Source organism: Mycobacterium paraffinicum (assembly GCF_001907675.1).
Lineage (GTDB): Bacteria > Actinomycetota > Actinomycetes > Mycobacteriales > Mycobacteriaceae > Mycobacterium > Mycobacterium paraffinicum_A.
In genome coordinates this window covers 62,160-81,638 of record NZ_MPNT01000013.1, presented here as the reverse complement: position 1 = coordinate 81,638, position 19,479 = coordinate 62,160, and the positions used below count along the sequence as shown (strand labels likewise).

The window sequence follows — 19,479 nt, the reverse complement described above, 5'->3', positions numbered from 1 at the left end:
GGGCCCGCCGACTACAGTGTTGCCATGACCCGGCCCTCTTTCGAGCCCTCGGAAGCCGACCTGGACGCCGACCGGGCGGACGATTCGCCCGCCCCCCGGCTGTCGGCCGACCACCCCGGTGTCAACGAGTTGTTCGCGGTCCTGGCATACGGCGAGATCGCCGCGTTTTATCGGCTCACCGACGAGGCGCGGATGGCCCCCGACCTGCGCGGACGGATCTCGATGGCGAGCATGGCCGCCGCCGAGATGCAGCACTACGAGCTGCTGCGCGACGCCCTGGAGCGCCGGGGTGTCGACGTCGTGCCCGCGATGTCGAAGTACGTCTCGGCGCTGGATAATTACCACCGGCTGACGATGCCCAGCACCTGGCTGGAGGCGTTGGTGAAGACCTACGTCGGCGACGCCCTGGCCGCCGACCTGTACCTGGAGATCGCCGACGGGCTACCCGACGAGATCGCCGACGTGGTGCGGGCGGCGCTGTCGGAGACCGGGCACTCGCAATTCGTCGTCGCCGAGGTGCGCGCCGCGGTGACGGGCAGCGGCAAGCAGCGCAGCCGGCTGGCGCTGTGGTCGCGGCGGCTGTTCGGCGAGGCGATCACCCAGGCCCAGTACTTGCTGGCCGACCACGACGAGCTGGTGGACCTGGTGATGTCGGGCGCGGGCGGCCTGGGCCAGCTCAACGCGTTCTTCGACCGGTTGCAGCAGACGCACGACCGGCGGATGCACGAGCTGGGCTTGAGCTGACGCTCAGCCGTGATCGCAAGCGCGGCGTAGCCGGGCGCGGCGGGTCACGGCCATCGGACTCAGCCGTGAGCGCAAGCGCGGCGTAGCCGGGCGCTGGGGGTCACGGCCATCGGACTCAGCCGTCATCGCAACTCAGCGGGCGCAGGTCGCCAGGCTCGCGTTGGTGGTAGACGCGGCCACCAGTTGGCCGGCGGCGTTCACGATCGAGCAATTCAGCCGGCCGTAGAAGCTGGTGGCGACGACCGACGGGGTCTGGACGCCGGGATTCAGGATCACCGCCTTGGTCCACGGCAGCGACACGTTGAACTCGGTCTGGGACGCGCCGCTGCCGTCGGTGTAGACGATGTTCACCAGGTCCAGCAGCTGCTTGGAGCCGGTGACGCTGTAGACGACGGTGCGCGGGTTCAGCGCGGCGGGCGGCGGCGTCAGAGTCAGGGGCGGCGCCGCGGTGGGCGTTCCCGTCGGCGCGAGACTCGGCGCGGCGCTGGGCGTGGTCACGGTGGTCACGGTCTCGGGAGGCAGCGGCGTGCTCGAAGGGCTGGGCTGCGCGCTGGGCGGGACGGAGCTCCTCGTCGTGGCGGGCGCGGACGTCACCGGTTGGGGGGCCGGCGCCACGGTGGCCTTGGTCGAGGCGCTGTCGCCGCTGTTGATGATGACCGCGGTCGCAATCGCGCCGACGGCCACCACCGCGCCGACGATCGCCGTGACGGGGCGCCAGCGCAGCTCGGTGGGCCAGCCGGTCCAGGTGTAGTCGCCCTCGGGGAAGGAGTCGGCGCCGTAGAGCTCGTCGGTCTCGTCGTCGGGATAATCCCGCACCCTGTCGCGATCGGCCAGTGTGGTACCCATGTTGCCGAAGTTAGCGATGTGAAAACGCGGATCGCCCCTCCAACCCGGCTCTGGACCCAGCTGCAAGCGAATCGTTATCCGCTCGCGATCATCGTTTCGCTCAGCGCGAAGCCGCGGTGGGGGGCTGTCGCGGATGCGGGCCCGCCGCGTCCACTAGCCTGCAGCTGACAGGTCTGTCGACTTCACTGCCTACGGAAGGGGTGACCGTGGAGGTCAAGATCGGTATCACGGACAGTCCGCGCGAGCTGGTCATCGCCAGCGCGCAGACGCCCGTTGAAGTCGAAGAGCTGGTCAGCGCCGCGCTGAGCGAGGGAGCGGGCCTGCTGAGGCTGAACGACGAGCGGGGACGTCGCTTCCTGGTTCACACCAGCAAGATCGCCTACGTCGAGATCGGTCCCGCGGACGGGCGCCGGGTCGGCTTCGGCATCGGCGCCGAGGTCACCAAACTCCCCGGCAAGGGCGCTAAAGGCGAGTAAGGGGCACGTGGGATAGCCCGCCCCAGGCGAACTGCACGGTGCCTTCGACGGCGTCCGCCTTGGAGATCGGGCGGTCGTTGTCGAGCCAGTACCGGGCGCAGTCGACGCTGATGCCGACCAGGCCCACGGCGATCATCCGGGCGCGGTGCGGATCCAGGCCCGAGTCCTCGCTGATCAAGGCGAACACCGCGTCGATGCACGATTCCGTGGCGACCCGCACCTGCGCGGCCACCTCCGGTTCGGTGACGTAGTCGTTCTCGAAGATGAGCCGGTAACCCTGGCTGTCGTGCTCGATGAAGTCGAAGAACGCCTGGACCGCCGCGTGCAGCCGGCGGCGGTTGTCGGTGGTGGTGTTCAACGCCTGCTGCACGCCCGAGACCAGGTTCTCCACGTGCCGGGCCAGCACGGCCAGATACAGCTCGAGCTTGCTCGAAAAGTGTTGATACAGAACCGGTTTGCTGACACCCGCGCGCTCGGCGATCTCGTCCATGCCGGCGGCGTGGTAGCCGCGATCGACGAACACGTCGCTGGCGACGATGAGCAACTGACCGCGACGCTCGTCGCGGGGCAACCGGTTGCCCCGCCGACTCGAAGCCGCAATGCCGTCCCCGGGCCGACTGCGGTCGGCCGACCTCACGGCGCGCCGCGCCGCGGGTTTGGCGAGTTCGCTCATCGAGTCCCCATCTGATGCGTTGGCAACCGGCCGCCGGCACCACAGGGCCGGCCGCGCGCGGCTCGTTGCGAGAGACATTACTACCCGAGCCGCTGCGGTGATCGTCGTCGCCGCCGTTGTCGCTGGCAGAAAGTGGTGTCGGGCCGTGCAGTCGGGCGCGCCAAGGACGGTGCCGGTGCCGACTGTGTAATCCTGGGGAAATGACTTCCCAGCGGCCCCCGCACGGCACCGGGCGCGTTCCGGTGCTGCGGGACGAGTGGCGGGAACCCCTTCGCGCCCTGCGCGACCCGATCGCCCGCGACGGCGGGCGGACCCGGGCCGACCGGGAGCGGCCGCGCCAGTGGCGCAAGCAGACGTGGCTGGGACGGTTCGTCTCCACCTACGGCTGGCGTGCGTACGCGTTACCGGCCTTGTCCGTGCTCACCGCGGTGGTCGTCTACCAGACGATGACCGGCACCGCCGCGACGAAGCCGATGGCCAATCAGCCCATCCAGAGCCCGCAGGCGATGGAGGCCATGGGCACCTCGATCATCGACGCACCGCCGCGCGGGCTCGCCGCGTTCGACGCCAACCTGCCGGCCGGCACGCTGCCGGACGGCGGCCCGTTCACCGAGGCGGGCGAGAAGACATGGCACGTCGTGCCCGGCGCGACGCCGCAGGTCGGTCAGGGCACCGTGCGGGTGTTTCGGTACACCGTCGAGGTGGAGGACGGCATCGACCCCACGATGTTCGGCGGCGACGACGCCTTCGCCCAGATGGTCGATCAGACGCTGGCCAATCCCAAGGGCTGGACCCACAACCCGCAATTCGCGTTCGTCCGGATCGACAACGGCAAACCCGACTTCCGGATCTCATTGGTGTCGCCGGTGACGGTCCGCGAGGGCTGCGGCTACGAATTCCGTTTGGAAACGTCGTGCTACAACCCGTCCTTCGGCAAGGACCGGCAGTCGCGGGTCTTCATCAACGAGGCGCGCTGGGTGCGCGGAGCCGTCCCGTTCGAGGGCGACATCGGCTCCTATCGCCAATACGTGATCAACCACGAGGTCGGCCACGCCATCGGGTACGTGCGCCACGAGCCGTGCGAGCAGCAGGGCGCTTTGGCGCCGGTGATGATGCAGCAGACGTTCTCCACGTCCAACGACGACGCCGCCAAGTTCGACCCGGATTTCGTCAAGGCCGACGGGAAGACCTGCCGATTCAACCCCTGGCCGTTCCCGATCGCCTAGCCCGGGCGGCGGGTCGCTCGGCGGGTTGAATTCATTGCCGTGCCCCACGACGGCTGCTGTGATGGTGGTGGACGACGAACCGCGTTCGCGAGACCGAGGAGGATGTCCGGCCGTGTCGACATCGCAGACAGCACTGCCGCCACTCGTGGCGCCGGCAGGCGAGTTGACCCGCGATGAGGTGGCCCGCTACAGCCGCCATCTGATCATTCCGGGACTGGGCGTCGACGGGCAGAAGCGGCTCAAGAACGCTCGCGTGCTGGTGATCGGCGCCGGCGGGCTCGGCGCTCCGACGCTGCTGTACCTGGCCGCGGCCGGGGTCGGCACGATCGGCATCGTCGACTTCGACGTCGTCGACGAGTCCAACCTGCAGCGCCAGGTCATCCACGGCGTGGCCGACGTCGGGCGCCCGAAGGCCCAGTCGGCGCGCGAGTCGATCGCCGCGATCAACCCGTCGGTCAGGGTGCGGCTGCACGAGTTCCGGCTGGATTCCAGCAACGCCGTCGACCTGTTCGGGCAGTACGACCTGATCGTGGACGGCACTGACAACTTCGCCACCCGATACCTGGTCAACGACGCCGCCGTGCTGGCCGGCAAGCCGTACGTGTGGGGGTCGATCTACCGCTTCGAGGGCCAGGTGTCGGTGTTCTGGGAGGACGCGCCGGGCGGCCGCGGCCTCAACTACCGCGATCTCTACCCGGAACCGCCGCCGCCGGGCACGGTGCCGTCGTGCGCCGAAGGCGGGGTGCTCGGCATCGTCTGCGCCTCCGTCGCGTCGGTGATGGGCACCGAGGCGATCAAACTCATCACCGGGATCGGCGAATCGCTGCTGGGCCGGCTCATGATCTACGACGCGCTCGAAATGTCCTACCGCACCATCACGATCCGCAAGGACCCGACGGCGCCCGCGATCACCGGGCTGGTCGACTACGAGGAGCTCTGCGGCGGGGCACCCGCCGACCTCGCCGGGGAGTCGACGATCACCCCGCACGAATTGCGCGCGTTGCTGGACTCCGGCACCAAGCTGGCCCTGATCGACGTCCGCGAGCCGGTCGAGTGGGAGATCAATCACATCGACGGCGCCCAGCTGATCCCGCAGTCGTCGATCGACTCGGGTGAGGGCCTGGCAAAGCTGCCGCACGACCGCATGCCGGTGCTGTACTGCAAGACGGGGGTGCGTTCGGCCGAGGCGCTGGCGGCGGTGAAGAAGGCCGGGTTCTCCGACGCGGTGCACCTGCGCGGGGGCATCGTGGCGTGGGCGCAGCAAATGCAACCCGACATGGTGATGTACTGACCCGATCCGGCAGGCGGCCTCGTCTAGGCTACCCGTGTGAATGTCGAGCCACCGCCGGAGCATGTGCTGGCGGCGTTTGGTTTGACCGGTGTCAAGCCCGTCTATCTGGGCGCTAGCTGGGAAGGCGGCTGGCGCTGCGGCGAGGTCGTCCTGTCGTTGGTGGCCGACCACGCCCGGGCGGCTTGGTCGGCCCGGGTGCGTGAAACGTTGTTCGTCGACGGTGTCCGACTGGCCCGCCCGGTCCGCTCGACGGACGGGCGGTACGTGGTTTCGGGGTGGCGGGCCGACACCTTCGTCGCCGGCACACCCGAACCGCGGCACGACGAGGTGGTGTCGGCGGCGGTGCGCCTGCACGAGGCGACCGGCAAACTGGAACGCCCCCGGTTCCTCACCCAGGGCCCCACCGCGCCGTGGGGCGACGTGGACGTCTTCATCGCCGCCGACCGCGCCGCCTGGGAGGAACGGCCGTTGGCCTCGGTGCCCCCGGGCGCGCGGACCGCCCCGCCGACGGCCGACGCCGAGCGGTCGGTGGAGCTGATCAACCAGCTGGCCACCCTGCGCAAGCCGACCAAGAGCCCGAACCAGTTGGTACACGGGGATCTCTACGGCACAGTGCTTTTCGTCGGCACCGCCGCCCCGGGGATCACCGACATCACCCCCTATTGGCGGCCCGCGTCGTGGGCGGCCGGTGTCGTCGTGGTCGACGCCCTGTCCTGGGGTGAGGCCGACGACGGACTCATCGAACGCTGGAACGCGTTGCCGGAGTGGCCGCAAATGTTGTTGCGGGCCTTGATGTTTCGCCTGGCCGTCCATGCGTTGCACCCACGGTCGACCGCCGAGGCCTTCCCCGGCCTGGCCCGCACCGCGGCGCTGGTCCGGCTGATCCTCTAGCGCCCGAAGTCGTATCGGACCTCGCGCAGCGCGATCCTGCCGTCGGTGGCCAGCACCCCCTCGGCGCGCAGCAGTTCGAGCTGCCGGGTGGTCAGATGACGCGCCGGGCGCCCGGAGGCGGTGATCACCCGGTGCCACGGCAGGTCCGAGGAGTCGGTCCGCATGATCCAGCCGACGATGCGCGGGCTGGAAAGGCCTGCGACGTCGGCGATGTCGCCGTAGGTGGCGACCCTGCCGGACGGGATCGACGCAACCAGCGCGCGCACCCGCTCGACCTGCTCCTCGGTCACCGGCGCCACGATCAGCGGGCCTCGAGCAACTCGCGCGTCAGCGCGGCGACTTCCCGCGGCGCGGCGTAGGGGACCATGTGGTTGCAGTCGAAATCCAGCAGCCGGAAATCGGATCCCAACCGTTCCCGCAGCCCGGCGATCAGTCGGTCGCCGACGTATGGCGGCGAGGTGCGCTTCGCGCGCACCAGGATCGTCGGCGTTCCGGCCGGCGGGAGCACGAGGTCGCGGGCCAGCTCGCTCCAGTAGGACATCATCGCCGGCAGGCTGACGCGCCAGCCGTACCGACCGCCCGGCAGCGCGACCAGGTGCTCGCGGATCTCGGCGTCCAGCAGCGCCGGGTCGACGTCCGACCAGGAGCCGTGCACCTTTTCCAGGCGCGCCTCCTCGGCGTCGGGGTAGTCGGGCGAGGCCAGCATCGCGTCCGCGATCTGGCGCATCCACTCGCCGTCCAGCCCGACCGCCGGGTCGAGCAGCAACAGCGCCGCCACCAGGTCCGGTCGTGCCGCGGCCAGCTGCATGGCGAGTCCGCCCCCGAAGGAGTGCCCCACCACGGGCACCGGCCCCTCGGCCGCGTCGTCGAGCAGCGCGGCCATCGCCGCGACGTTGGCGTCGATGGTCCACGGCGCCGCCCAGGTCGACCTGCCGTGGCCGATCAAATCGGGTGCGGCGAAGGTGATTTCGGGGAGCAGGCCGGCCAGCTGCTGCCACCGCTGACCATGGCCGGTCAACCCGTGCAGCGCCAGCACCCGCACCGGGCCCGCCGGGCCGTAGCGGTGCACATGGAGATCCGGGGTCACGCGTCGATCGTGCCAGCCGCCGCCACGGCCGCCGGCGGGCGGATGGCTCAGCGTTCGTCTTCCCACTCGTCCTCGGTGGGGACGATGTAGGCCTGCTCGATCACATCGGCCTCGTTCGCCTCGCGATCGGCCACGGTCAGATGTTCGGTGTCCAAGCCGGCTTCGTCGTCGACGTCGACCGGCTGCAATTGTTCCGCGGCGTCACCTTCGGGCGCGTCGTCGCTGGGAAAGACGTCCGTCACGATTTCTACCTCCTCACCGTTCGTCGGGCTGTTCGCGGCCTCCAGCGTAGGGGGCCGCCGCGGCGCGGGTCGGGCCGACTTGTCAGACCCTGGTGATTGCATGCAGCCATGTCGTTCACCTGGGACACCGAGGCGCTTGCCCTTCTGGCGCCCGGCTTGCGTGGGCCGGTCCGGGTGCTGGGCGGGCCCGGCACCGGCAAGAGCAGCCTGCTCATCGAGGCCGCGGTCGCCCAGATAGGCGCCGGCCTGGACCCGGAATCGGTTCTGCTGCTTACCGGTTCGGGCCGGCTGGGGATGCGGGCGCGCAGCGCGTTGATGACGGCGTTACTGCGGCCGCGCTCGGCGGCGGCCGGCCGGGCCGCCGTCGGTGAACCGCTGGTCCGCACCGTGCACGGCTACGCCTACGCGGTGCTGCGCCGGGCCGCCGAGCGCGCTGGCGATGCGCCGCCGCGGCTGGTCACCAGCGCCGAACAGGACGCCATCGTCCGGGAGCTGCTGGCCGGTGACCTCGAGGACGGGCCGCGCGCGGCGGTGGCGTGGCCCGCCCATCTGCAGCCCGCGCTTGCCACCGCGGGATTCGCCACCGAACTGCGAAACATGTTGGCGCGCTGCGCCGAACGGGGCGTGGACCCGCAGGAGCTGGAGCGGCTGGGTCGTCGGTGCGGGCGGCCGGAATGGACCGCCGCCGGCCGGTTCGCACGTCAATACGAGCAGGTGATGCTGCTGCGGGCGGCGGTCGGCACCGCGGCGCCCCAGGCGACGACGCCGGCGTTGGGGGCCGCCGAACTGGTGGGTGCCGCGCTGGAAGCCTTCGCGGTCGATCCGGAGCTGCTGGCCGCCGAGCGGGCCCGGGTGCGGGTATTGCTGGTCGACGACGCCCAGCAGCTCGACCCGCAGGCCGCCCGGCTGGTCCGGGTGCTCGCGGCGGGCGCGGAGCTGGCGTTGATCGCGGGGGATCCCAATCAGGCGGTGTTCGGCTTTCGGGGCGGTGAATCCGCCGGCTTGTTGGAAGGGGATTCGCCGTCGGTGACGTTGACGGCCTCGCATCGCTGCGCCCCGGCGGTCGCCCGCGCGGTCAGCGGCATCGCGCGCCGGCTGCCCGGCGGCAGCGGCGGCAGGCGGATCGACGGCACCGGGCCCGAGGAGGGATCGGTCGCGGTGCGCCTGGCCGGGTCCGCGCACGCGGAGGCGGCGATGATCGCCGATGCGCTGCGCCGGGCGCACCTGGTGGACGGCGTGCCGTGGTCGCAGATGGCGGTCATCGTCCGTTCGGTGCCGCGGGTCGGCGCGCGCTTGCCCCGCGCCCTGGCCGCCGCCGGGGTGCCGGTGGCCGCGCCGGCGGCGAGGGGATCGCTGTCCGACGAGCCGGCCGCCCGTGCCCTGCTCGACGTCCTGGCGGCCACCGCCGACGGGCTCGACGGCGAGCGGGCCCTGGCGCTGCTGACCGGTCCCATCGGCGGCGTCGATCCCGTCTCGTTGCGGCAGCTGCGCCGAACGCTGCAGCGCGCCAACGACGATCGCGCCCCGCGCGACGTCGCGGACCTGCTGGCCGACGCGCTGTCCGGCGCCACGGCCCCGTCCGGGCCGCAGCTTCGCCCCGTGCAGCGGGTGCGCGCGGTGTTGGACGCGGCCGCGCGCTGCGATCGTGCGGGCCAAGACCCGCGCTACACCCTGTGGGCGGCCTGGCAGCGTTCCGGCCTCCAGCGTCGCTGGCTGTCGGCCGCCGAGCGCGGCGGCCCCGCCGGCGCGCAGGCCACCCGGGACTTGGAGGCGGTCACCGCGTTGTTCGACATCACCGATCAGTACGTGTCGCGCACGTCGGGCGCGTCGCTGCGCGGGCTCGTCGACCACGTCGCCGCGCTGCACCTGCCGAGCGTGAATCAGGAGCCGGTATCGACGGTGGAGCAGGTGCGGGTGCTCAGCGCGCACGCCGCCCTGGGGCACGAATGGGACCTGGTGATCATCGCCGGGCTGCAGGAGGGCTTGTGGCCCAACACCGTTCCGCGCGGTGGTGTCCTGGCTACCCAGCGGCTGCTGGACGTGCTGGACGGCGTCGCCGGGGAGGCGTCGGTGCGGGCGCCGCTGCTGGCCGAGGAGCGGCGGCTGCTGGTCGCCGCGATGGGCCGGGCCCGCCGCCGACTGCTGGTGACCGCCGTGGACAGCGACACCGGCGGCGCCGACAACGAGGCCGCGCTGCCGTCGGCCTTTTTCTACGAGCTCGCGCAGTGGGCCGACGGCGACCCGGATCTGGCTGCCGCGCAACCAGTCTCGGCGCCCCGGGTGCTGTCCGCGGCGGCGCTGGTGGGCCGGTTGCGTGGCGTCGTGTGCGCGCCCGACGGATCGGTCGACGACGCCGTCCGCGCCTGTGCGGCAACGCAATTAGCGCGGCTCGCCCGGGCCGGGGTGCCGGGCGCGGATCCGGCCGGCTGGCACGGCCTGACCCCGGTCAGCACCAGCGAGCGGCTGCACGGCGACGGCGATGCCGTCACCTTGACCCCGTCAACCCTGCAGACGCTCAACGACTGCCCGTTGCGCTGGCTGGCCGAACGCCACGGTGGGACGAACCCGCGCGATCTGCGCTCGACCATCGGCTCGGTGGTGCACGCCCTGGTCGCCGACTCCCACAGGAGCGCAACGGAATTGCTGGCCGAATTGGACCGCGCCTGGCGGCACCTGCCCTTCGAGGCGGACTGGCATTCGGCCAACGAGCTGGCGCGGCATCGCGCGATGATCGAGGCGTTCGTCGAGTGGCGGGCGCAGACCCGAGGCGCGCTGACCGAGGTCGGCGTCGAGGTCGAGATAAACGGGACCCTGCCCGCCTGCCGCGACGGCGGCGGCGAGGTCCGGCTACGCGGCCGGGTCGATCGGTTGGAGCGCGATGCCGCCGGCCGGCTGGTGATCGTCGACGTCAAGACCGGCAAGACGCCGGTCAGCAAGGACGACGCCCAACAGCACGCCCAGCTCGCGATGTATCAGCTGGCGGTGGCCGAGGGCATGGTCGCCGCCGGTGAGGAGCCCGGCGGCGCGCGGCTGGTCTACGTCGGCAAGGCCGGGGCCTCCGGCGCCACGGAACGCGAACAGGATCCGCTGACGCCGGCCGCCCGCGAAGAATGGCGCCGGCTGGTCGTTCGCGCCGCCGAGTCGACCGCCGGTCCCCGGTTCATCGCCCGGCGCAACGACGGTTGCTCGCATTGCCCGATACGGCCTTCGTGCCCGGCCCACGCGGACGGGGCGGCGCGGTGAACGCACGCTACAGCCCGGCCGAATTGGCCTGTGCCCTAGGGCTTTTCCCGCCCACCGACGAGCAGGCCGCCGTCATCGCGGCCCCGCCCGGGCCGCTGGTCGTGATCGCCGGCGCCGGCGCCGGCAAAACCGAGACCATGGCCGCGCGGGTGGTGTGGCTCGTCGCCAACGGCTATGCCGAACCCGGCCAGGTGCTCGGATTGACGTTCACCCGCAAGGCCGCCGGCCAGCTGCAGCGTCGCGTGCGGTCCCGCCTCGCCCGGCTGGCCGGCGTCGGTTTGGGTTCCGACGGCGCGGCGTCCACGGAACCGGCGGGCGCCCCGACGGTCAGCACCTACCACGCCTTCGCCGGTTCCTTGATCCGCGACTACGGCCTGCTGCTGCCCATCGAGCCCGACACCCGGCTGCTCGGCGAGTCCGAGCTGTGGCAGCTGGCCTTCGACGTCGTGAGCGGGTACCGCGGCCGGCTGAACACCGACAAGACCCCCGCCGCGGTGACGTCGATCGTGCTGCGGCTGTGGGGTCAGCTGGCCGAACACCTGGTGGACACCCGCCAGCTCGGCGACACCCACGTGGAGTTGGAGCGGCTGATCCACACCCTGCCCGCGGGCCCCTACCAGCGCGACCGCGGCCCCAGCCAATGGTTGCTGCGGCTGTCGGCCACCCAGACCCAGCGCGCCGAGCTGGTGCCGCTGCTCGACGCGCTGGGCGAGCGGCTGCGGTCGGCCAAGGCGATGGACTTCGGCGTGCAGATGGCCTGCGCGGCACGGCTGGCGGCGAACTACCCGCAGGTCGGCGCGGATTTGCGTGGCCGCTACCGGGTGGTGCTGCTCGACGAGTACCAGGACACCGGGCACGCCCAGCGGGTCGCCCTGTCGTCGCTGTTCGGCGGTGGTGCCGACGACGGGCTGGCGCTGACCGCCGTCGGCGACCCGATCCAGTCGATCTACGGCTGGCGCGGCGCCTCGGCGACCAACCTGCCGCGCTTCAGCACCGACTTCCCGCTGTCCGACGGCACCCCCGCGCCGGTCCTGGAGCTGCGGACCAGCTGGCGCAACCCGCCGAGCACCCTGCGGCTGGCCAACGCGATATCGGCGGAGGCGCGCCGCAGGTCCGTCACGGTGCACGCGCTGCGCCCGCGCCCGGACGCCCCGCCCGGGACCGTGCGCTGCGCATTGCTGCCCGACGTGCAGGCCGAACGGGAGTGGATCGCCGACGAGCTCGCCGGCCGCTACCGTCCGGTCGACGGCGGTAACCCGCCGACCGCCGCGGTGCTGGTCCGCCGCAACGCCGACGCCGTGCCCATCGCCGAAGCGTTGCGCGCCCGCGGCGTCCCGGTCGAGGTCGTCGGGTTGGCCGGGCTGCTGTCCGTCCCGGAGGTCGCCGACGTCGTGGCCATGCTGCGCCTCGTCGCCGACCCGACCGCGGGCGCGGCGGCGATGCGGGTGCTCACGGGTCCGCGCTGGCGCCTCGGCGGCCGCGATGTCGCCGCGCTTTGGCGGCGCGCCCGGACGCTCTGCGACGGGCTGGGCGACGGCGGGGCGTCCGCGCCGGAAGAGATCGCGATGGCGGCCGGCCCGGACGCCGACACCGCGTGCCTGGCGGACGCCATCGCGGATCCCGGCCCGGCCGGGGCCTATTCGGCCGCGGGGTATCAGCGCATCACCGCGCTGGCCGCCGAGCTGCGCGCCCTGCGCGGCCACCTGGGCCACGCGCTGCCCGACCTGGTCGCCGAGGTGCGTCGGGCGCTGGGCGTCGACTGTGACGTCCGCGCCGCGGCGGGGGCGCACTCGGGCTGGGCCGGCACCGAACACCTCGACGCGTTCGCCGACGTCGTCGCCGGCTACGCCGAACGCTCGGACGGCCGTTCGGCGACGGCGTCGGTGACGGGCCTGTTGGCCTTCCTCGAGGTGGCCGAGTCGGTCGAGAACGGTTTGCCGCCGGCTCCGGTGGTGGCCGCGCGCGACCGCGTCCAGGTGCTCACGGTGCACTCCGCGAAGGGGTTGGAGTGGCAGGTGGTCGCGGTGGCGCACCTGTCGGGCGGGATCTTTCCGTCGACGGCGTCCCGGAGCACCTGGCTCACCGACGCGGCGGAGCTGCCGCCGCTGCTGCGGGGCGATCGCGCCTCGGCCGGCGCACTGGGCATCCCGGTGTTGGACACCTCGGACGTCACCAATCGAAAGCAGCTGTCCGACAAGATCTCCGATCACCGCCGCCAACTCGAGCAGCGGCGCATCGACGAGGAGCGACGGCTGCTCTACGTCGCGATCACCCGGGCCGAGGACACCCTGCTGCTGTCCGGCCACCATTGGGGTGCCACCGGCATCAAGCCGCGGGGGCCGTCGGATTTTCTGTGCGAGGTCAAGGACGTCATCGAGCGTTCGGCCGCGGCGGGGGACCCGTGCGGGGTGGTGGACCACTGGGCGCCCGCGCCGGCCGACGGTGACCGGAACCCGTTGCGCGACAACACCGTCGAGGCCGTCTGGCCGGTCGATCCGCTGGCCGGTCGGCGCGGCGACGTCGAGCGCGGCGCGGCGTTGGTGACGCGGGCCATGGCGGGCGACACCGGTGACGGAGGTGCCGACATCGAGGGTTGGACCTCCGACGTCGACGCGCTGCTGGCCGAGCGGGCGCGGGCGGTCCAACCGCCTACCGGGGCGCTGCCCAGCCAGCTGTCGGTCAGCGGCCTGGTCGACCTGGCCCGCGACCCCGCGGGTGCGGCGCAGCGCCTGCGGCATCGGCTGCCGACGCGGCCCGACCCGCATGCGTTGCTGGGCAACGCGTTTCACGCGTGGGTCCAACGGTTCTACGGCGCCGAGTGCCTGTTCGAACTCGCGGACCTGCCGGGTGCGGCGGACTCCGACGTCGGCGACACCCGGGGGCTGGCCGCGTTGCAGGCCGCATTCACCGAATCGCCGTGGGCGGCGCGCACTCCGATCGCCGTCGAGGTGCCCTTCGAGATGCCGATCGGCGACACCCTGGTGCGTGGGCGCATCGACGCGGTGTTCGCCGACCCCGACGGCGGCGCCACGGTCGTCGACTGGAAGACCGGCGAACCACCGCGCGGGCCGGAAGCCATGCGGCAGGCCGCCGTCCAGCTCGCCGTCTACCGCCTGGCGTGGGCCGCCCTGTCCGGTGTTCCGGAATCGTCCGTGCGCACGGCCTTCTATTACGTGCGCGCCCACACCACGGTCGCGCCCGACGATCTGCCCGCCCCCGCCGAACTGGCCGGGCTGCTGGCCGAGCCGGCCGTCGGGTGACCCGCGCTGCGCGGGTACCGGGGTCGCGATCGTGGTTACATGGAGTCGTGCGTGTCTCCTGCGCTGGCGTTGAGCCGATCACGGACCGCCGTGCGCAACGGTAGGTCGCGGCAACTGAGCGGTCTCGAAGAGACGCTGACCGCCCAGCGAGGCCACCAGCTGGTCGGCGTGGTGCGCATCCCCGAGGAACTTGCCAGCCCCATTCGGGTGATCACGCGCCGCGTGGCCATCGCGCTGGTGGTGCTGTTCGCGGCGGCCGTCATCGTCTACGCGGACCGCAACGGATACCGCGACGTGCGGGCCCAGCCGCTGACCTTTCTGGACTGCGTGTACTTCTCCGCGGTGTCGCTGTCGACGACCGGTTACGGCGACATCACCCCGTACACCGAAACCGCGCGTTTGGTTCACACCCTGATCTTCACCGCGCTGCGGATCGCGTTCCTGGCCGTCTTGGTCGGCACGACCCTCGAGGTGCTCTCCGAGCGGTCCCGGCAGGGGTGGAAGATTCAGCGTTGGAGGGGCAGAGTGCGCAACCACACGATCGTGATCGGCTACGGCACCAAGGGGAAGACGGCGGTCGCCGCGATCCTCGGCGACGAGGCCGCCCAGGGGGAGGTCGTCGTCGTCGACACCGATCGCAGTGCCCTCGACCACGCCGCGACCGCGGGGCTGGTCACCGTGCACGGCGACGCCACCAAGGCCGACGTGCTGCGGCTGGCCGGGGCCCAACACGCGGCGTCGATCATCGTCGCCACCAGCCGCGACGACACCGCGGTGCTGGTCACGCTGACCGCCCGGGAGATCGCTCCCAACGCCAAGATCGTGGCGTCCATCCGGGAGGCCGAAAACCAGCACCTGCTGCAGCAATCGGGCGCGGACTCGGTGGTGGTCTCCTCGGCGACCGCCGGGCGGCTGTTGGGGCTGGCCACCACCACGCCCAGCGTCGTGGAGATGATCGAGGACCTGTTGACACCGGACTTCGGGCTGGCGATCGCCGAACGGGAGGTGGAGCCGGCCGAGGTCGGCGGCTCCCCGCGCCATCTGCGCGACATCGTGCTCGGGGTGGTGCGCGACGGCCGGCTGCTGCGCATCGGCGCGCCCGAGGTGGACGCCGTCGAGGCCAGCGACCGGCTGCTCTACATCCGGCACGCGGGGCACTGATGGCGATCGCGAGCGCGGCGGAGCCGGGCGAAGCGGGTCGCCATCCGTCAGATCCCGCGCCGCTCGCGGATTTCCGGCTGCGGAACGTTCCGTTGCTGTCGCGGGTCGGTGCCGACCGGGCCGACCAGTTGCGCACCGACGTCGAAGCGGCCGCGGCCGGCTGGGCGGACGCGGCGCTGCTGCGGGTTGATTCGCGCAGTCAGGTGCTGGTCGCCGACAGCCGGGTGGTGCTGGGCTCGGCGGCCAAGCTGGCCGACAAGCCCCCACCGGATGCGGTGTTTCTGGGCCGCATCGACAACGGCCGCCACGTGTGGGCGATCCGGGGCGCACTGGAGGCGCCCGAGGACGAAGACATGCACGCCGAGGTGGTGAACCTGCGCGGTCTGGGGTCGATCCTCGACGACACCAGCAGCCAACTGGTCTCGTCGGCCGTCGCACTGCTGAACTGGCACGATTCCGCGCGGTTCAGCTCAGTCGACGGCTCACCGACCCGCCCGGCCCGGGCGGGCTGGGCGCGGGTCAACCCGGTCACCGGGCACGAGGAGTTTCCGCGCATCGACCCGGCCGTGATTTGCCTGGTCCACGACGGCGGCGACCGCGCGGTGCTGGCCCGCCAGGCGGTGTGGCCGGAGCGGATGTTCTCACTGCTGGCCGGATTCGTCGAAGCCGGCGAGTCGTTCGAAGGCTGCGTCGCCCGCGAGATCCGTGAGGAGATCGGCCTGTCCGTCCGCGACGTCCGCTACCTGGGCAGTCAGCCGTGGCCGTTCCCGCGCTCGCTCATGGTCGGCTTCCACGCCGTGGCGGACCCGGGCGAGGAATTCTCGTTCAACGACGGCGAGATCGCCGAGGCGGCGTGGTTCACCCGCGACGAGGTGCGCGCCGCGCTGGCGGCCGGCGACTGGTCCAGCTCCGCGGAATCGAAACTGCTACTGCCGGGATCGATCTCGATCGCGCGCGTGATCATCGAATCCTGGGCGGCGATCGACTGACCCGGTGCCGCTACTTGATGCGGTCCGTCACGCTCTGCAGGACGGCGCTGGCGATCTGATCGGTGGGTTCGATCCCCAGCACGCCGACGGAGACCAGCACCGATGACTTCACCGTGTACAGGTGGATCCAGCCGTCGGAGTTCAACTTCAGCGTCTGGCAATCAGGCTTGTTCAATGCGAAGTCATAAGCGGTGTGGTGCAGCGAGGCGCACTGATCCAGCGTGGCGTGCAGCTGGTTGAGCGCCCCTCGCGCGACCCCGGTGTCCGGGTAGACGACGACGGCGTTGGTGACCTCGTTGATCGGCGCGATGCCGCCCGGCCTCAGGTCGTCGGTCGATCCGGCGTAGGCGACCGACCGGTATTCCTTCCAGCCGCCGGCGAAGGTGAGGTCCGTGGCCCCCACCGCCCGGCACGGCGCCGGCGGGTTGCCGACGGTCTCCCGTGGCGGATCGTGGCGGTCGGCGTACGAATACGGTTGCAGCCCTTCGAAATTGGCGATGCGACGGGCATCGTCGAGGCTGATGACCAAGGAGTCGGCGTAGGCGTGCGGCATCGCCGCCGGATGGCCCGGGTGAGTACGAGCATGCCGACAGCACGGCGACGGCGATGACCACGCAAGCCCCGCGGGCCGGCGACAGGCGCCGAAGCACGCGGGCTCGACCGATACCTCGACGCCATGGTCGCCGATGTTAGGGCCGCATTCGGCGGCGGGCGGAGCAGTTGATCAACACCGGCGGCGTGTCGGCGCGGCCGTCGCTCAGGCGCTGGTTTGGGCCAGCTTGGCCTTGACCTCGGCCGCGCTCGGGTTCGTCAGCGTCGACCCGTCGGCGAACTTCACCGTCGGGACCGTCTTGTTGCCGCCGTTGACCGAACCGACGAATTCCGCCGCCGCGGGATCATGCTCGATGTCGACCGCCTGGTACGGAATTCCGTTGGACTTCAACACAGTCATGAGGCGATGGCAGTATCCACACCATGAGGTCGTGTAGACGGTGATCGGGGCAGTGGTCATAGCTCGTTAACGTAGCGGGGCGGTGTGGTGTTCCGCGCCGGAACAGCACACGCATATCCCGACGCGCACCGGCCGGGGCCGCGGTTTGTCGGCCATCGCTGCCAAGATGGAGGCCATGCCGATGGTCGCCGACGCCTTGACCGCCGAGCTGGACGACGAGCAGCGCGAGGCCGTGCTGGCTCCCCGCGGCCCGGTGTGCGTGCTCGCGGGCGCAGGAACGGGCAAGACCCGCACCATCACGCACCGGATCGCGCAGCTGGTGGCGAGCGGTCATGTGGCCGCCGGGCAGGTGCTGGCCGTCACCTTCACCCAGCGGGCGGCGGGGGAGATGCGTTCCCGGCTGCGCACGCTGGGCGCCGCCGCGGGCGCGGACACCGGCGTCGGCGGTGTGCAGGCCCTGACGTTTCACGCCGCGGCGCACCGGCAGTTGCGGTATTTCTGGCCGCGGGTGGTCGGCGACACCCGCTGGCAGCTGCTGGACACGAAGTTCGCCGTGGTGGCGCGGGCGGCCAGCCGCTCCCGGATCAACGCCAGCACCGACGACGTCCGCGACCTCGCCGGTGAGATCGAGTGGGCCAAGGCGTCGCTGATCACCCCCGAGGAGTATCCGGGCGCCGTGGCCGCGGCCGGGCGCGACATCCCGCTCGACGCCGCCCGGGTCGCGACCGTCTACGCCGCCTACGAGGCGCTGAAGGCCCGCGACGAATCGGTGACGCTGCTCGATTTCGACGACCTGCTGCTGCACACCGCGGCCGCCATCGAGAACGACGCCGCCGTGGCCGACGAATTCCGGGGGCGCTACCGCTGTTTCGTCGTCGACGAATACCAGGACGTCACGCCGCTGCAGCAGCGGGTGCTGACGGCGTGGCTCGGCGACCGGGACGACCTGACCGTCGTCGGCGACGCCAACCAGACCATCTACTCGTTCACCGGGGCCTCGCCGCGGTTCCTGCTGGACTTCTCGCGGCGGTACCCCGACGCCACCGTGGTTCGCCTGGAACGCGACTACCGCTCCACCCCGCAGGTGGTGTCGCTGGCCAACCAGGTGATCGCCGCGGCCCGCGGCCGGGTCGCCGGCAGCAAGCTGCACCTGTCCGGGCAGCGCCCGCCGGGCCCCGCCCCGTCGTTCCACGAGCATCCCGACGAACCGGCCGAGGCCGCCGCCGTCGCGGCGTCCATCGCCCGACTGATCGAAGCGGGCACCCCGCCGTCGGAGATCGCGGTGCTCTACCGGGTCAACGCGCAGTCCGAGGCCTACGAGGAGGCGCTGACCGAGGCGGGCATCCCCTACCAGGTCCGCGGCGGCGAGGGCTTTTTCACCCGGCAGGAAATCAAGCAGGCGCTGTTGGCGCTGCAGCGCGCGGCCGAGCGCGGCGCCGACGGGCCGCTGCCCGACGTCGTGCGCGCGGTCCTGGAACCGCTGGGGCTGACGGCCGAGCCACCGGTGGGCACCCGCGCCCGGGAGCGCTGGGACGCGCTGACCGCGCTGGCCGAGCTGGTCGACGCGGAGGTGGCCCAACGCCCGCAGCTGGACCTCCCGGGCCTGCTGGCCGAGCTCCGGCTGCGCGCCGACGCGCGGCACCCGCCGGTGGTGCAGGGCGTCACGCTGGCCTCGTTGCACGCCGCCAAGGGATTGGAATGGGACGCGGTGTTCCTGGTCGGCCTGGCCGACGGCACGCTGCCCATCTCGCACGCGCTGGCCCACGGCCCCGACAGCGAGGCCGTCGAGGAGGAACGCCGGCTGCTTTACGTCGGAATCACCAGGGCGCGAATACATTTGATGCTCAGCTGGGCGCTGGCCCGCAACCCGGGCGGGCGGCAGGGCCGCAAGCCGTCGCGGTTCCTCAACGGCATCGCGCCGCAGGCACGCGCCGACGCCGCCCCCACCCGAACCCGGCGCAATCGCGGGCCCGCGGCGCGCTGCCGGGTCTGCAACAAGGACCTGGCCACCGCCGCGGCGGTCATGTTGCGGCGGTGCGAGACGTGTGCCGCCGACGTCGACGAAGAGCTGCTGCTGCGGCTCAAGGCGTGGCGGCTGGACGTCGCCAAGGAGCAGCAGGTGCCCGCGTATGTGGTCTTCACCGACAACACGCTGATCGCGATCGCCGAGCTGCGGCCCGGGGATGAGGACGCGCTGATCGCGATCCCGGGCATCGGCGCGCGCAAGCTGGAGCAGTACGGCCCCGACGTCCTGGAGTTGGTGCGCGGCGCCTAAGCCGCGCCGCCCCTAAAACCACGCCGCACCTAAAACCACGCCGAGCGTGGGGCCTATGGACGAATTCGAAGCAATTGCCGTACCTAAGGCCCACACTCGGCGAGGTCGTCGCCGATATATGTG

At 71.9% G+C, this 19,479-nt stretch carries 17 protein-coding genes; 10 read left to right on the top strand and 7 right to left on the bottom strand.

Features of this window, described 5'->3' with window-relative positions:
* Positions 1-24: 24 nt before the first annotated feature.
* On the top strand, positions 25-744 hold the full coding sequence (locus tag BRW65_RS15740) for a ferritin-like fold-containing protein (protein WP_073876056.1): 720 nt from the start codon (positions 25-27) through the stop codon (positions 742-744).
* A 132-nt stretch (positions 745-876) separates the two neighbouring features.
* On the opposite strand, the gene BRW65_RS15735 is transcribed toward BRW65_RS15740, so the two are convergent.
* Entirely contained in the window at positions 877-1,590 is a 714-nt protein-coding gene (locus BRW65_RS15735) for an MmpS family transport accessory protein (protein WP_073876055.1), read from the bottom strand.
* Between the two features lie 206 nt (positions 1,591-1,796).
* Between BRW65_RS15735 and BRW65_RS15730 the strand changes: the two genes are divergently transcribed.
* Positions 1,797-2,066, top strand: coding sequence for a DUF3107 domain-containing protein (locus BRW65_RS15730; RefSeq protein ID WP_073876246.1), 270 nt, complete (start codon positions 1,797-1,799; stop codon positions 2,064-2,066).
* Here BRW65_RS15730 and BRW65_RS15725 read toward each other — a convergent pair.
* Positions 2,053-2,739, bottom strand: a complete 687-nt coding sequence (locus BRW65_RS15725; protein WP_073876053.1) for a TetR/AcrR family transcriptional regulator — start codon at positions 2,737-2,739, stop codon at positions 2,053-2,055. The two genes, BRW65_RS15730 and BRW65_RS15725, sit on opposite strands and share 14 nt — an antisense overlap.
* 200 nt (positions 2,740-2,939) lie before the next feature.
* Here BRW65_RS15725 and BRW65_RS15720 point away from each other — a divergent pair, with 200 nt between their 5' ends.
* From BRW65_RS15720 to BRW65_RS15710, 3 genes are all read left to right on the top strand, one after another.
* Positions 2,940-3,965 (top strand): DUF3152 domain-containing protein, encoded by a 1,026-nt coding sequence (locus tag BRW65_RS15720; RefSeq protein ID WP_208611817.1) that lies wholly within the window; start codon positions 2,940-2,942, stop codon positions 3,963-3,965.
* 112 nt (positions 3,966-4,077) lie between these two features.
* Positions 4,078-5,256 (top strand): adenylyltransferase/sulfurtransferase MoeZ, encoded by a 1,179-nt coding sequence (gene moeZ, locus BRW65_RS15715; RefSeq protein ID WP_073876245.1) that lies wholly within the window; start codon positions 4,078-4,080, stop codon positions 5,254-5,256.
* Positions 5,257-5,292: 36 nt separating this feature from the next.
* Positions 5,293-6,147, top strand: a complete 855-nt coding sequence (locus BRW65_RS15710; protein ID WP_073876049.1) for a TIGR02569 family protein — start codon at positions 5,293-5,295, stop codon at positions 6,145-6,147.
* Here the strand turns inward: BRW65_RS15710 and BRW65_RS15705 are convergent.
* From BRW65_RS15705 to BRW65_RS15695, 3 genes are read right to left on the bottom strand one after another with little or no spacing between them, the layout of a single operon-like run.
* Positions 6,144-6,446 carry an MGMT family protein gene (locus BRW65_RS15705; protein ID WP_073876047.1) on the bottom strand — a complete coding sequence of 101 codons (303 nt, stop codon included), beginning with the start codon at positions 6,444-6,446 and terminating at the stop codon, positions 6,144-6,146. The two genes, BRW65_RS15710 and BRW65_RS15705, sit on opposite strands and share 4 nt — an antisense overlap.
* A 2-nt stretch (positions 6,447-6,448) precedes the next feature.
* The gene (locus tag BRW65_RS15700) at positions 6,449-7,234 is read right to left on the bottom strand and encodes an alpha/beta fold hydrolase (protein ID WP_073876045.1); all 786 of its coding nucleotides are present in this window, start codon (positions 7,232-7,234) and stop codon (positions 6,449-6,451) included.
* Between the two features lie 47 nt (positions 7,235-7,281).
* A complete protein-coding gene (locus BRW65_RS15695; protein WP_073876043.1) occupies positions 7,282-7,476 on the bottom strand; it encodes a hypothetical protein in 195 nt (64 codons plus the stop codon).
* Positions 7,477-7,584: 108 nt separating this feature from the next.
* On the opposite strand from BRW65_RS15695, the gene BRW65_RS15690 reads away from it, so the two are divergent.
* The 4 genes from BRW65_RS15690 (at position 7,585) to nudC (ending at position 16,129) form a co-directional block, all read left to right on the top strand.
* The gene (locus tag BRW65_RS15690) at positions 7,585-10,719 is read left to right on the top strand and encodes an ATP-dependent helicase (protein ID WP_073876041.1); all 3,135 of its coding nucleotides are present in this window, start codon (positions 7,585-7,587) and stop codon (positions 10,717-10,719) included.
* The gene (locus BRW65_RS15685) at positions 10,686-13,979 is read left to right on the top strand and encodes an ATP-dependent helicase (protein ID WP_432206429.1); all 3,294 of its coding nucleotides are present in this window, start codon (positions 10,686-10,688) and stop codon (positions 13,977-13,979) included. Before BRW65_RS15690 ends, BRW65_RS15685 begins: the two co-directional genes overlap by 34 nt.
* 90 nt (positions 13,980-14,069) lie before the next feature.
* Positions 14,070-15,140, top strand: a complete 1,071-nt coding sequence (locus tag BRW65_RS15680; protein WP_073876242.1) for a potassium channel family protein — start codon at positions 14,070-14,072, stop codon at positions 15,138-15,140.
* The gene (gene nudC, locus BRW65_RS15675; RefSeq protein WP_244168107.1) at positions 15,140-16,129 is read left to right on the top strand and encodes an NAD(+) diphosphatase; all 990 of its coding nucleotides are present in this window, start codon (positions 15,140-15,142) and stop codon (positions 16,127-16,129) included. The genes BRW65_RS15680 and nudC overlap by 1 nt, the downstream gene beginning before the upstream one ends.
* Positions 16,130-16,139: 10 nt before the next feature.
* Here the strand turns inward: nudC and BRW65_RS15670 are convergent, their stop codons facing one another.
* Both BRW65_RS15670 and mrx1 read right to left on the bottom strand, forming a co-directional pair.
* Positions 16,140-16,682: a sensor domain-containing protein gene (locus tag BRW65_RS15670; RefSeq protein ID WP_084187837.1), complete on the bottom strand. Its 543-nt coding sequence runs from the start codon at positions 16,680-16,682 to the stop codon at positions 16,140-16,142.
* A 204-nt stretch (positions 16,683-16,886) separates the two neighbouring features.
* The gene (gene mrx1 / locus BRW65_RS15665; RefSeq protein ID WP_073876034.1) at positions 16,887-17,141 is read right to left on the bottom strand and encodes a mycoredoxin Mrx1; all 255 of its coding nucleotides are present in this window, start codon (positions 17,139-17,141) and stop codon (positions 16,887-16,889) included.
* A 115-nt stretch (positions 17,142-17,256) separates the two neighbouring features.
* Between mrx1 and BRW65_RS15660 the strand changes: the two genes are divergently transcribed.
* Positions 17,257-19,356, top strand: coding sequence for an ATP-dependent DNA helicase UvrD2 (locus BRW65_RS15660; protein ID WP_167374049.1), 2,100 nt, complete (start codon positions 17,257-17,259; stop codon positions 19,354-19,356).
* The last annotated feature ends 123 nt before the right edge of the window (positions 19,357-19,479 follow it).

Bases quoted from the DNA above. Each gene is read 5' to 3' on its own strand.
- nudC (WP_244168107.1), top strand. From the start codon at position 15,140: ATGGCGATCGCGAGCGCGGCGGAGCCGGGCGAAGCGGGTCGCCATCCG.
- BRW65_RS15670 (WP_084187837.1), bottom strand. From the start codon at position 16,682: ATGCCGCACGCCTACGCCGACTCCTTGGTCATCAGCCTCGACGATGCC.
- BRW65_RS15690 (WP_073876041.1), top strand. From the start codon at position 7,585: ATGTCGTTCACCTGGGACACCGAGGCGCTTGCCCTTCTGGCGCCCGGC.
- BRW65_RS15725 (WP_073876053.1), bottom strand. From the start codon at position 2,739: ATGAGCGAACTCGCCAAACCCGCGGCGCGGCGCGCCGTGAGGTCGGCC.
- BRW65_RS15720 (WP_208611817.1), top strand. From the start codon at position 2,940: ATGACTTCCCAGCGGCCCCCGCACGGCACCGGGCGCGTTCCGGTGCTG.
- BRW65_RS15740 (WP_073876056.1), top strand. From the start codon at position 25: ATGACCCGGCCCTCTTTCGAGCCCTCGGAAGCCGACCTGGACGCCGAC.
- BRW65_RS15660 (WP_167374049.1), top strand. From the start codon at position 17,257: ATGCCGATGGTCGCCGACGCCTTGACCGCCGAGCTGGACGACGAGCAG.
- BRW65_RS15735 (WP_073876055.1), bottom strand. From the start codon at position 1,590: ATGGGTACCACACTGGCCGATCGCGACAGGGTGCGGGATTATCCCGAC.
- mrx1 (WP_073876034.1), bottom strand. From the start codon at position 17,141: ATGACCACTGCCCCGATCACCGTCTACACGACCTCATGGTGTGGATAC.